Source organism: Streptomyces sp. NBC_00503 (assembly GCF_036346895.1).
Lineage (GTDB): Bacteria > Actinomycetota > Actinomycetes > Streptomycetales > Streptomycetaceae > Streptomyces.
The window spans coordinates 707,127-719,034 of the sequence record NZ_CP107855.1; the positions used below are offsets into that span (position 1 = coordinate 707,127).

Here is an 11,908-nt window from a genome sequence, read left to right on the forward strand (position 1 = left end):
GTCCGCCCCGAAGGAGTCCACCGGTCATGTCCACGCTCCTGCCCCTGCTGCCCGACGATCCCGAGCGGCTCGGGCAGTACACCCTCCTCGGCAGGCTGGGCGGCGGCGGCATGGGGACCGTCTTCCTGGCCCGTGCCGCCGGTGGCCGCCTCGCCGCGGTCAAGACCGTCCGGTCCGATCTGCGCGACCGGCCCGGCTACCGCCAGCGGCTGACCCTGGAGGCCGAGGCCGCGCGGGCCCTGGGAGCGGAGCACACCGCGGCCTTCCTCGGCGCCGACCCGGACACGGCGCGGCCCTGGCTGGCTACGGCGTACCTCATCGGGCCCTCGCTGACCGAGGCGGTGGCGGCCGGGGGGCCGCTGTCCGAAGCGGTCGTCCGCGGACTCGGCTCCGGGCTCGCCGGCGCCCTCGCCGCCCTGCACCGTGCCGGGCTCGTCCACCGGGACGTCAAGCCGTCGAACGTACTGATCACCGTGCAGGGCCCCCGGCTCATCGACTTCGGGCTCGCCCAGGCCCCGGGCAGCCCCCGCCTCACGGAGGCCGGGGGACTCGCGGGCACACCGGCGTACATGTCACCGGAGCAGGCCCGCGGGGGACCGCCCGGCCCGGAAGGCGACGTGTTCGCCCTCGCGGCGGTCCTGGTGTTCGCCTCGACGGGGCACGGCCCCTACGACGCCCGCGGCCGGCAGAGCACCCTCGAACTGCTGCGGGACGGCGCCGACCCCGACCTGACGGGCCTGCCGGACGGGCTGCGCGGGACACTCGCCGCCTGCCTGTCGCCGGAGCCCGGCGACCGGCCCGCCCCCGGCCGACTGCGGGACGCGTGGGGGCCGTTCGACCCCGAGGAGTTCGCCGAGCTGCTGCCGCAGGCGCTCCTCGCCGACCTGTCCCGCCGGATCGGGGACGTCGCCGGCGTGGCCCCCGAACCGCTGCGCGCCCCCGCCCCGCGCCGCGCGCTCTCCCGACGCGCCCTGATCGCGGGCACGGGAGCCGCCGCGCTCACCGCCGTGGGCGGCGTCGCGGCGCTCTGGGCCACCGGGAACTTCCCCGGCTCGGGCCCTGGTTCCGGCTCCGGCTCCGGCTCGGGGACCCGTACGACGCCGCCCGGTCCCGGCCGGTCCTCCCGCCCGCCCGGCACCCCTCCCGGCCCGTTGTGGTCGGTTCCGTCCCCGTTCTCCGCCTCCGCGGCCGTCGCGTCCGACGAGGTCCTCATCCACACGAGCGACGTGCTGCGCGGCATCTCGACGGCTGACGGCCGGATCCTGTGGGAGACCCAGAGCGCCAAGGCCGACGTGGCCGTGGCGGGAGACCGCCTCGTGGGCTTCGTCTTCGACGACGACGGCATCGCGAGCGCGGGATACCTCGACCCGCGCACCGGCCACCTCGCCGCCGACGCGGCCAACCCGGCCGTCCTGGGCGATCTCACCCAGACCACGCAGCTCCTGGCCGCGGACGCCGAATGCCTCTACCTCAAGGCGTACTTCAGATCGGGTGACCGGCAACAGCAGGAGCAGGCTTGGCTGCTCGCCTACGAGCCGGCCGCCCGGAAACTGCGCTGGCGCACCCGCATCGAGGGCGCCGTCCTGGACTCGCTCGGATCCCTCATGATGTCGTCAGTCATCTCCGGCGGCCGCCTGATCTGCTCGGATCCCGCACGCGTCTTCGCCGTGGACCTGCGCGACGGCCGCGTGTTGTGGGCCTGCCGGGTCCGCACCGACCAGGAGGCGGCGTCACCCGACCAGTCGGGAGGCATCAACCCCCCGGTCGCCTCGGACCGCCACGTCTTCGACTTCGAGGAGCGGATCACGGCGGTGGACCTGGTGACGGGAGCGGTGGCCTGGAAGCTGGAGCCGGAGGGAAAGAAACTGCTGAGCGCGCCCGTCTGCGTGAACGGCACCGTGTACGTCGCGGACGGGGCGCTCCAGGCCTTCGACGAGTCGACCGGGAAGAAGGTGTGGACCCACGACCCGGGCGCGTACGTCTCCATGCTGGCGGCTCCCGCCCCGTTCCGAGGGGAGCTCTACGCGGCGGTCGGCGGCGACGGTCAGGCGGTCGTCGCGGTCGACGTCGCCGCCCGCCGCGTCGCGTGGACGCTCGCCGCCGGGGCCGTGAACATGCCCGACGGCCCGACGATGATCGTCCAGCACGGCAACCGCCTCTACCCCCAGACCGTCGACCGGCTCGCGGCCGTACCGCTCGACTGACATCCGCCGCGACCCCGGCGGGCCGCAGCCGGGGTCACGTCCTGATGGCCGTCCGCGGGGGCGGACGCCGGCCCCGGCTCGGGGGACGGCCTCCGCCACGACGAACCCGGGCCCCGGGTTCCGGGGTCAGTTGTGCCCGGGGCCGGCGAGCCGGGCGAGGCGGGCCAGGTGTTCCGCCTGCTCTGGGCGGCGGGCCTTGAGGTAGGCGTACTGGCGCCGGGGGGTGCAGCCGCGGGAGAGTTTCACGCGGTCGGATCCTGTGGAGTAGTGGAGGTGGGACATCCCTTCGGCGAGCGCGATGCGCAGGAGTTCGTAGTAGACCAGCCCGAAGTAGACCGGGAGCTTCCCCTGCGCCTCGTAGTCGAAGCCCGCCTGCCGTGCGTACATCTCGCCGCCGTGCGTGAAGGTGAGGACGAAACCGATCAGCGCACCGTCGCGGTGGGCGGTGGTCACCCGGGCCGCATCTGCGGCGTTCGCCGCGATGCTGTCGAACACGGCCCGGAAGGCTGCCGGGTTCGCCGTGGTGCCGTGCCTGGCGTAGAGAGCCATCTCCAGCGGGGCGACCTGGTCGATCAACTCCTCGGTGAGCGGCCGGGTCCGGTACGAGACCCCTGCTTCGGCCAGGGCTCGCAGCTCCCGCTTGATCTTCACCCGGCGCGGCTGCTCGAACCGTGCCAGATAGCTGTCGAAGGAGCCGTCCTGCGGAACGGTCAACGAGTAGGCCGTCTGCCCGGGCAGCGCAACGTACCGCGCGTCCCGCAGGACTCCGCGCAGCAGCTCGTCGTCCTCGTCGACGTAGAGGAACGAGACCGACTCCATCCCCGTTGCCCACGCCTGCCGTTCCGCCGCCTCGACGACCGCCTCCACCGCTTCGCGCTGCCGGCGCGGGCCGAGCCCGGCGGCCACGCCCGCCTTGGTGTGGGAGGGGTTGCGGCCGCCACAGGCCAGGGCCGGCATCAATCCCGCCGCCCAAGGGGCGTCGTCCCCGGTGGCCTGCCGGTACAGGGTGTCGACCACCGTGCCCGGGCTGCAGAAGACGTAGGGGGTGTCCTGCTCCAGCGGGTAAGCGGGCAGGGCGCAGACCCATTCGGGTCCGTCGGCTGCGGTGAAGTAGTACGGCGCGGTGGCGGCCGTGGCCTGCGCGTGGCGGAGCCACGGGCTCGCCGAGTAGAAGCCGCGCGGTCCGAACAGCGCGTCCCAGCGCTCCGTACCGAGGCCGTCGGCGCGGGAGAGGTGGGAGAGGTGGGAGAGGTGGGCGAGGTCCCGGTGTGCGGTCACCTCCAGCAGCCCCGGTCCGTCGGCCCCGCGCGCCGCGCTCACCGCGGCTCCGCCCCGTCGGCAGTGTCGATCCGCGGGGTGAGCTGGCCCAGGGCCGCTTCGGCCCGGCGCACCGCGTCACCGGTGGTGTCGCCGGCCGCGACGACGTATCCCAGCAGGTCCAGGTTGCTCTCGGCCGGGCGGACCGGGTCGCCCGGATGGGCCTCCAGGTCCACCTCGACGACGCCGGGAACCCGGCGGGCCAGGACGGCTCCGTCGATGCCGGACAGTGTGCCGGACTGCCGGGCCGCCAGATAGCGGGAGGCTGCGGCGCGGTTGCGGGTGGGCGTGAGGTCGGCGGACCGGCCCGTGTGCAGTTTGACCACCTCGCGCTGCAGGTACACCCCGGTCGCCTCGCGGATCAGCTGGGTGATCTCCGCGCCGGGCATCCGGCCGTTGACCTCCACGATCCGGGGCCCGTCGGCGGTCATCTTCACCTCGACGTGGGCTGCGCCGAAGTCGTGCCCGACCGCTTCCAGGGCCCGGCGGGCCAGCTCGATGCACTCCTCGCGAACCGGTTCCGACAGCATCGACGGGAAGGTGTCGCCCATCTCCACGAAGTACGGGTGGGGGCCGAGCGCCTTGTCCGTGACGCCCAGGAACCGCCGTTCGCCGTCGACCAGTACCGACTCGACGCTCACTTCGAAGCCCAGCAGGTACTCCTCGACGAGCGCACCGGGACGGCGGGGCTGGCCCCGGAAGTCGGTCGAGGAGGAGCTGATGTCCCGGTAGGCCCCGAGAACCTCGTCCGGGGTGCGGCACAGGGTGACGCCGATGCTCGCGGACTCGGTCATCGGCTTGACCACGCAGGGGTAGCCGAAGCGGTCGGCCGCGGCGAGCGCGTCGTCCTCACTCGTGGCCTGGTGGAATCCGGGCACCGCCACTCCGGCCGCCTGGCAGGCCTGGCGCATCAGCAGCTTGTCGCGGCAGTTCCGCGCGGCCGCGGGTGACAGTCCCGGCAGACCGAAGCGGGCCGCGACCTCCGCGACGATCGGGATGTTGTAGTCCGTCACGGTCATCACACCGCTGAGCCGGCCCGCGGCGTGCATCGGCTCCAACGCCGTGGCCACCGCGTCGGCGGAGTTGGTGTCCGCCTGGATGATCTCGTCGATGTGCTTGGCGTAGACCTCCTCGGCGAGACTGACCGCCCGGTATCGGTCGGGGTTGTTGCTCATCAGCACGGTGTGGAAGCCGAGCTCGTGTGCGGCCCGCAGCGGGGTCAGGCCGAAGTTCGACAACTGGCTCTCGACTACGGCCAGTACGCCGGGTGAAGTGCTCATGCGTGCGAGTCTCCGATGTCGGGGGTGGGGTGTGGGGTGAGGCGGGCGCCCGGAGCGTTCTGCTCGGCCGGGGCGAGGGCCGCCGTGATCGGTCGCCGAGCTGCCAGGGACACCAGCAGCGCCAGAGCCGTGAACAAGGCCGGGAGGCACAGGGCGACGGCCGGGCCGAGGGTCTCGGCTACGAGACCTGCCACCGCAGAGCCCACCGCGGCGCCGACCGCGATGAAGCTGCCGACCCCGGCGAACGCCTGGGTCATCTTCTGCTGGGCCGTCATCTCACCGATGAGCTGGAACTCCTCGGCCCCGGCAGGGGCGATGGGCAGGCCGGTGAGCACCAGCAGGGCGCCCAACGCGACCAGCGTCCACGAAGACGGCAAGCCCGCACGGTGCGCCAACTGGACTGCCGGCAGGGCGGCCAGGGCGACGGCCAGCACGATGAGCAGCCGGATGTACCGCCGGAAGGTGCTCCCCCTGGGGGTGCGGGCGCCGTAGAGCAGACCGCCGAGCACACTGCCCGCCGACTGCAGCGCCACCATGCTCCCTGCCAGTTCCGCCGCGGAGCCCTGGTCGCGCAGGGCGGCGGTGACCGCGACCGCCAGCGCGCTGGACAGTGCGGCTGTCAGGGCGATGGCGGCAAGGACGGACAGCGAGGCGGCACTCGGTCCCGACCGGCGTGCACCGGTGCCCGCCGGGCCGCCGGAGCCCTCGGGAGCCGGTGGCCTCGGCTGCGGCCGCCGTCGGCGTACGACGCCGGCCTGGCTGTATCCGAGCGCACCGGTGCCCAGCAGGACCGCGGTGACCAGCAGGGCGGGGCGGGCTCCGACGAGCGAGCCCAGCACCGTGACCGCCGTCGGCCCGAGGATGAACAGCAGTTCGCTGAGCGTCGCCTCGAAGGAGTACGCCCGCTGGCGCAGCGCCGCGTCCTCGGTGAGCCCGGGCCACATGGCCCGTACGGAGGCCCCGACCGGCGCTGTGGCCAGCCCGGCGGTGGCCGCCGCACCAATGAGCACTGCCGCCGACGCACCGTCCGCGCCGAACGCGGCCCAGGCCAGGACGAGCCCGGCCACCGGGCCGGTGACCCGGAGCACCGGGGCCGGGCCGAGCCGGTCCATCAGCCGGCCGAGGGCCGGGCCCGCGACCGCGCCGCCCAGTGCGTAGGCCGCGCCGGCGGCGCCGCCCGCTGCAATGGAATGCCCCGACCGCACCAGGGTCAGCAGCAGGGCGAGCGGCACCATCGTCCCTGCCAGGCGCGCGAGCGCGGCAGGCACCGCTGCCGCGCTCGCGCCCGGGAGCCTCAGCAGCTCCGCGTAGCTCCTGATCACCGCGGAGGTCCCGTGTGCTCGTCGGCAGGCGGGGGCTCCGGGTCGGCCAGGCGGAACACGTCCTCACCGGTCTCGGCCCGCCACACCAGTTGGTCCTGGTCCCCGTCGATGGCGATGACGGCGGCCCGGGTCCGGATGAAGTTGTTGCTCCTGCCGAGGGAGTAGGCGCCGGTGTCGTGCAGGCACAGCAGGTCGCCGGTCCGCACGTCGTCGGGCAGGGCTACGGCTTGGGAGTGGATGTCGTTCTCGTAGCAGAGCGGCCCGGCCACCGACCAAGTGGACCGGTCCGACGAGAACACGCGGCCGATCGGAACCAGCCGGTGCACCTCACCGCTACCGGTCCACGGGGCCACATTGTTGCCCCCGTCCACGATCAGCCAGCGGGACTCCGGCAGCTCCTTCCGCGACATCACGCGGGTCACCATGGCCATCGCGTCCGAGACCAGCCAGCGGCCGGGCTCGCAGGCGAGGGTCACTCCGTCCAGGCCCAGCTCGCGCATGTGCTTGTCCACGTCCGACAACAGCAGCGCCGCGTCCAGGAACGGTTCCTCATCGGCCACCGGGGCGCCGCCGTGCAGGCCCCACACCGCGGACAGCGGCCCGGAGCGGGGACGCCGGATGCCCGGCACACCGAACCCGCCACCGATGTTGACCTCGCGCAGTCCGAACCGTCGGTGCAGCTCGGCCGCCTCGCCCAGCACCGTCTCCAGAGCGCGCAGCATCAGTTCCTGGTGCACGATCTGGCTGCTGAGGTGGGCGTGGACGGCCGTGAGCTTCAGGTACGGGGACGCCGCGATGCGCTCGACGAGCCGGGCGAGCTGCGGGGATCCGGTCGGCCAGCCGAACCGGTTGCGCAGGGCTGCCCGTTCGGCCTGGAGCCGGTACGAGGGGTCGGAGGAGGTCGAGACCGGCACTCCGGGAGATACCCGGATCCCCACCTCCACCGTGCCTCGCCCGGCCGCTTCCGCGAGGCGTTCCAGCACCTCGATCTCGTGCTCGCCGTCGATGTTGACGCGTACTCCGTGCCGGACTGCGAGGCCCAGCTCCTCCTCGGTCTTCACCGGGCCGTTGAACACCGTCTCCGCCGGCGCGAACCCGGCCGCGAGCGCGGCCTCCAGCTCGTACCCCGACACGACGTCGGCTCCCATGCCGTGACCCGCGAGCCTGCGCGTCAGATGGGGCAGGTAGTTGGTCTTCACCGAGTAGTAGGTCCGGGTCGGCCTCGCCAGTTCGCCCAGGGCACCGAACAGGTCCTGCACGGCCCGGTCCAGCCGGGCGGTGTCCAGGACGTGGAAGGGGGTGGGGTGGCGGGCAGCCAGGGCGACCAGGCGGTCGTAGTCCCAGCCCGGCGCGCAGGCCGGGTCCGGCGGTGCGCCGCTCATACGCCCGCCCTTTCCCCCGCCGTGGTCCGCCGGTCTCCTGCCGCTTGCGGCGATGTTCCGGTGAGCAGCCGGAATCCGACGTCCATGCTGTCGCGCGTGATCATGTCGGCGTACCGGCGGTGCCAGGCACCCGACGCCAGGTCGGCGCGCAGCCGCTCGACTCCGCGCTCGACCGCCTCCGCGTCGGTCAGCGCGAAGGCCGAGCAGGCACGTCGCATGAGGGGGTCGAGATACGCCTCGGGCCGGCGCCAGAACGCGGTCATGAAGCCGTCGGTGAAGTCGTGCCAGACGGGCAGTTCGGCGACCTCGCAGGGGCCGAGCAGCGAGGTGAGGCGCTCCAGTGACGGGACCCGGGAGCGTTCTGCCTCGGCGATCTCCGGAACGTAGTCCCGCGTGAACCAGAAGCCCGCCTGGACGTCCATGTCGTACGTGACGACCGCGAAGCGGGATGCGACCCGGAGGAGTTCCGAGACCCCGCCTTCCAGGTCGGACCAGTGATGCACGGTCAGGACGGCCTGCACTGCGTCGAACGCCTGGTCGTCGAAGGGCAGACTCTCCGCCCTGCCGATGACGCACGGGGCGGCGGCGGTCCGGTCGCGCTGTGCGCGCATTTCGAGCGAGGGCTCGACCGCGACGACCTGCACGTCGGTCGGTTCGTAGGCACCCGAGCCCGCTCCGACGTTCAAGACGGTGCGGGCATCGCCCAAGGCGGCCCGGATGATCCGTGCCCACCGGGGGTCGGGCCGGCGCACGGAGGAGTAGCCGACACCGATGCGGTCGTAGACCGGTTCGGCGGCGCGCGCGGAAGAGGAAGAAGTAGGACCTGTGGGCGCGGTGAGCGCGATCTGAGTCACGGCGGTCACGACGCGTTGCTCGCGAGGACTTCTGCCTCGTACTCATCGCCGTACCGGCGGTCTTCCCAGGGGTTGACCGCCACCAGCCACACGTCCCGGTGGCCGCCCTCGTCCGTGACGTGCTCGATGTCGGTCACGTGGTGGAACATCGCCTGATCGTCGAAAGCGATGGCCTGGCCCTCCTGGAGAGTGGTGCGGAAGAAGGGCTCGCCTCCGCCGAGCGGCATCAACTGGGTCTCACCGCCTTCTATGTTGTGGCGGTGGGTGACGGCGACGATGCCGAAGCGGTGGCCGTCCCGATGCGGGCCTTCGGGAGCGGCCACGCCCTCGACGTCCGGGGTGGACACGACCCGGCACTGGTGGATGTTGAGCTGCCACACGGTGGCCTTGTCGAGGTCCAGAGCCTCCGCCCCGGCGGCGATGAGCGGAGCCGGATCCACCGTCAGCGGTTCCAGGGTCCGCAACTGCCCGCCCACCAGGTCGTTGTACTGGCGGGGCTGTGCGAAGTGACGGTGCGGCAGGAGTTCCAGCTTCCACTCCCCCTCGTGGACGAGGCGGAACTGGGAGAACCGGCGGTAGCGCTGTTTGGACCCCGTGTACGGGTCGAGTGGCAGGCTCTCGAACTGCGACAGGGTGTGCTCGTCGAGCGGCGGCGTATCGATGATCGTGAAGCCTTGTGCGTTCAACCCCATGAAATCCTCCGGCGTTTGGGCACAGGGGATCTCCCCTCGCCCTGGTGAACAGGTGATTGCGGCGAGGTTATGAGCGCCTGGAGAGCAGGAACAAGATCCAATTCCTGACGCCCGCGATGGAGATTTCGACAATCTGTAGGGTTCCGAAGGGGGGGCGCTCGTGATAATGCGCAAGAACTGCACCCAAGCCGACCCCACACACCCTTCACAGGGCAGGCACGCCGCCTTCATCATAACGGCCATTTTCAGCCAAACGGCCACACGCGCATCTACCTGATACCCCTGCACCCGACGGGCGTTGGCGAGACCAGGGTCCTGTTTTGACCATTCACGTGTGCCGATCCACTCCGCGCACATGCCGAATACGCGCCCCGCATGGGCCTTTGGGGACGAACCCGGTTCCGCCGTCGTTCGACTCGTCCCCGTTGCCCGGCAGTTCGACGGTGTCGCCGCCAGGTGAATTCGTGGCGAGATCGCTCCTGGATTCTTGGGACGAGGCCGAGCGGGTGACAGACCACTTGCGCCACAAAGACCTCGGGGACGACCCCCTTTGCCTAGTGCTGCGGCTGTCGCCGTCGACGCACTTCGCCCGCAGGAACCGGCCGATCAAGGGCAACGCGGTGGGCCGCCGCACGTCGAGCGTCTGACGGCCGAGCTGGTCCCCGTGTATCGCCTGGTGAGCGCGCCGCCGCTCCGCTCTCACCTTTACCTACCAACCAAGGCTGCTGGTCGATGCGGCCGGCGTGTTCGCCCCGAAGGCCTTCCTGGACCACACCGAGGCCGACTACGACCGCTACCAGGCGATCAACCGGGCCACCTTCTTCCTCAGCCAGACCCTCGCAGCCGGGATGGTGGCGCAGGGTACCGGCGGGGCCGTGGTCAACATCGGCTCGATGTGGGCGCACCAGGCCATCGCCGCCACCCCGTCCTCCGCGTACTCCATGGCCAAGGCCGGGCTGCACTCGCTGACCCAGCACCTGGCCATGGAACTGGCCCCGCACGGCATCCGGGTCAACGCGGTCGCACCCGCCGTCGTGCGCACCCCCATCTACGAGGCCTTCATCCCCAAGGACCAGGTGGACGCCGCCATCGACAGCTTCGGCGGCCTGCACCCCCTGGGCCGGGTCGGCACCCCCGAGGACGTCGCCGCGACCGTCGCACTGCTGCTCTCCGAGGAAGCGGGCTGGGTGACCGGGGCGATCTGGGACGTGGACGGCGGCGTGATGGCCGGCCGCAACTGAGCGGGGACGAGGGCACGGCCGGGCAGATGCGCGATGCGGTGGTGGTCGGTGCGGGCATCGCGGGGCTGTCGGCCGCGACCGCCTTCGTCGAGGCGGGCGTGGACCGGGCCCGGCTCAGGAGTCCTCCTCTGCCAGTCGGCTCCAGGGGGCCGGGCGGTAGCGGGTACGGGCCCAGTCGGAGAGCCAGTCGGTGTATCCCCGCAGGGCTTGGGAGTCGCCCGTGCCGTGGGCGGCTGCCGCTGTTCCCGCCCGGAGTCCGGTGATCAGGGCCCCCGAAATGCCTTCGGCAGGTGAGCTCGACCTCCACTCCGGAGCGGGCGCCCGGGATCCTTCGCAGCACCGTGACCCGGCTGCGGTAGCGCACCTCGGCGCCCGCAGCCCCGGCCCGGTCCCGCAGCCGCTGGTCCAGCAGGTCACGCGGTACGACGAGACAGCCGCCCGATACGTGGCCCTCGTACACGGTGGCCTCGCCCCGGTCCAAGTGAGGTCGCTTCAGCAGCGCCACGCCTAGTAGGTGCCGAGGACGGCAAGGACGGCGACGTCCATGCTGGGCAGCCCCCCGTGGTCGTCGTCGCCGATGGCGAGCCAGAGCCCGTGGCCGACGGACGCGACCCGTCCGATACACACGCCGGACCTGTTGAGCAGGTTCCACCACTCGTATTCCATCCAGTCGTCAGGATCCTTCCCGACGTAGCTGAGCGAGACCCCCCGCTGTTCCAGCAGTTGCTGGACGGACCGGCTGACTCCTACGTTGCCGCCCACGTGTTTCCCCCTCCAGCGCTCGATTCCCTCCATGGTCCGGGCGCTCGGGCGGAGTTGGCAAGGGCAGGGGCGGCCGGTCACGGAGGCGAGTCCGCCCACGCTTCAGGACCGCCGGTCGACCGGCGACGGACCGGTGTATACGAGCTCTTACGGTCACCCGGCAGGGGTGGACGTGCATTGGGGGTGGTTGATGCAGCTGAGATCGGCGCCGTCGAGGTTGGCGCCGGTGAGGTCGGCCTCGGCGAGGTCGGCGTCATGGAGCTTGGCGCGCATCAGGTTGGCGCTGGCGAAGACGGTGTGGCGGGCCTTGGCGTTGGAGAGGTCGGCGCCCTCGAGGTTGGCGCTCTGGGCGTCGGCGTTGTCGAGGTTGGCACTGAAGAGGAGGACCCCCGTCGCCTTCGCGCCTTTGAGCTTGGCGTCGGCGAGGTTCGCCTCGGTGAGGTTCGCCTCGGTGAGGGTGGCGTCGGTGAGGTCCGCAGCAGAGAGGTTGGCCCCGAGGAGGTTCGCTCCGGCGAGGTCAGCCTCAGTGAGGTCGGGCTTGGCACCGGGGTTGTCCGTACGCCACTGGTTCCACTCCGCCACGCTCCTTTTGAGCAGAGCGACTTGGTCGGCATTGGCCCGCTGGGAGGCGACGGCCGTGCTGAGGGTGGGGGTGGCGTAGGCCGCGGGGACGGTCAGCGCGTAACCGGAGAGGATGAGCGCGGCGATTAGGGTGCGGCGGACGGTGGTGTTCGTTCGCATCCTGAATTCCTTTCGATTGGGCGAGGTTCCCATTGGGTGACGTGAGCAACTCCAATCCTGCCCCCGGTAAGAGTCCCTCTCACCTTGGAGGGATGGGAGGCACTCTTTTGGTC

General features: G+C 71.9%; 10 protein-coding genes. 2 read left to right on the forward strand and 8 right to left on the reverse strand.

Going from position 1 to position 11,908, the window contains the following annotated elements:
* Window positions 1-26: 26 nt before the first annotated feature.
* The gene (locus OG490_RS03275) at window positions 27-2,204 is read left to right on the forward strand and encodes a protein kinase domain-containing protein (RefSeq protein ID WP_330294762.1); all 2,178 of its coding nucleotides are present in this window, start codon (window positions 27-29) and stop codon (window positions 2,202-2,204) included.
* A 126-nt stretch (window positions 2,205-2,330) separates the two neighbouring features.
* Here the strand turns inward: OG490_RS03275 and OG490_RS03280 are convergent, their stop codons facing one another.
* The 6 genes from OG490_RS03280 to OG490_RS03305 are packed head-to-tail and all read right to left on the reverse strand — an operon-like array spanning window position 2,331 to window position 9,051.
* The gene (locus OG490_RS03280; RefSeq protein ID WP_330294763.1) at window positions 2,331-3,524 is read right to left on the reverse strand and encodes a GNAT family N-acetyltransferase; all 1,194 of its coding nucleotides are present in this window, start codon (window positions 3,522-3,524) and stop codon (window positions 2,331-2,333) included.
* On the reverse strand, window positions 3,521-4,801 hold the full coding sequence (locus OG490_RS03285) for an ATP-grasp domain-containing protein (protein ID WP_330294764.1): 1,281 nt from the start codon (window positions 4,799-4,801) through the stop codon (window positions 3,521-3,523). The genes OG490_RS03280 and OG490_RS03285 overlap by 4 nt, the downstream gene beginning before the upstream one ends.
* Window positions 4,798-6,123, reverse strand: a complete 1,326-nt coding sequence (locus tag OG490_RS03290; RefSeq protein ID WP_330294765.1) for an MFS transporter — start codon at window positions 6,121-6,123, stop codon at window positions 4,798-4,800. The genes OG490_RS03285 and OG490_RS03290 overlap by 4 nt, the downstream gene beginning before the upstream one ends.
* Window positions 6,120-7,505, reverse strand: coding sequence for a diaminopimelate decarboxylase family protein (locus tag OG490_RS03295; RefSeq protein WP_330294766.1), 1,386 nt, complete (start codon window positions 7,503-7,505; stop codon window positions 6,120-6,122). Before OG490_RS03295 ends, OG490_RS03290 begins: the two co-directional genes overlap by 4 nt.
* Window positions 7,502-8,368 carry a class I SAM-dependent methyltransferase gene (locus OG490_RS03300; protein WP_330294767.1) on the reverse strand — a complete coding sequence of 289 codons (867 nt, stop codon included), beginning with the start codon at window positions 8,366-8,368 and terminating at the stop codon, window positions 7,502-7,504. Before OG490_RS03300 ends, OG490_RS03295 begins: the two co-directional genes overlap by 4 nt.
* Complete coding sequence (locus tag OG490_RS03305) at window positions 8,365-9,051, reverse strand: 2OG-Fe dioxygenase family protein (RefSeq protein ID WP_330294768.1); 687 nt, start codon at window positions 9,049-9,051, stop codon at window positions 8,365-8,367. The genes OG490_RS03300 and OG490_RS03305 overlap by 4 nt, the downstream gene beginning before the upstream one ends.
* Window positions 9,052-9,776: 725 nt before the next feature.
* Between OG490_RS03305 and OG490_RS03310 the strand changes: the two genes are divergently transcribed.
* Window positions 9,777-10,292 (forward strand): SDR family NAD(P)-dependent oxidoreductase, encoded by a 516-nt coding sequence (locus OG490_RS03310; protein WP_330300754.1) that lies wholly within the window; start codon window positions 9,777-9,779, stop codon window positions 10,290-10,292.
* A 507-nt stretch (window positions 10,293-10,799) separates the two neighbouring features.
* Here the strand turns inward: OG490_RS03310 and OG490_RS03315 are convergent.
* On the reverse strand, window positions 10,800-11,087 hold the full coding sequence (locus tag OG490_RS03315) for a hypothetical protein (protein WP_330294769.1): 288 nt from the start codon (window positions 11,085-11,087) through the stop codon (window positions 10,800-10,802).
* Window positions 11,088-11,207: 120 nt separating this feature from the next.
* Window positions 11,208-11,795, reverse strand: coding sequence for a pentapeptide repeat-containing protein (locus OG490_RS03320; RefSeq protein WP_330294770.1), 588 nt, complete (start codon window positions 11,793-11,795; stop codon window positions 11,208-11,210).
* Between the last annotated feature and the right edge of the window lie 113 nt (window positions 11,796-11,908).

Excerpts from the sequence above, each read along its gene's own strand:
- OG490_RS03275 (WP_330294762.1), top strand. The coding sequence starts at position 27 with ATGTCCACGCTCCTGCCCCTGCTGCCCGACGATCCCGAGCGGCTCGGG.
- OG490_RS03305 (WP_330294768.1), bottom strand. The coding sequence starts at position 9,051 with ATGGGGTTGAACGCACAAGGCTTCACGATCATCGATACGCCGCCGCTC.
- OG490_RS03285 (WP_330294764.1), bottom strand. The coding sequence starts at position 4,801 with ATGAGCACTTCACCCGGCGTACTGGCCGTAGTCGAGAGCCAGTTGTCG.
- OG490_RS03320 (WP_330294770.1), bottom strand. The coding sequence starts at position 11,795 with ATGCGAACGAACACCACCGTCCGCCGCACCCTAATCGCCGCGCTCATC.
- OG490_RS03315 (WP_330294769.1), bottom strand. The coding sequence starts at position 11,087 with ATGGAGGGAATCGAGCGCTGGAGGGGGAAACACGTGGGCGGCAACGTA.
- OG490_RS03295 (WP_330294766.1), bottom strand. The coding sequence starts at position 7,505 with ATGAGCGGCGCACCGCCGGACCCGGCCTGCGCGCCGGGCTGGGACTAC.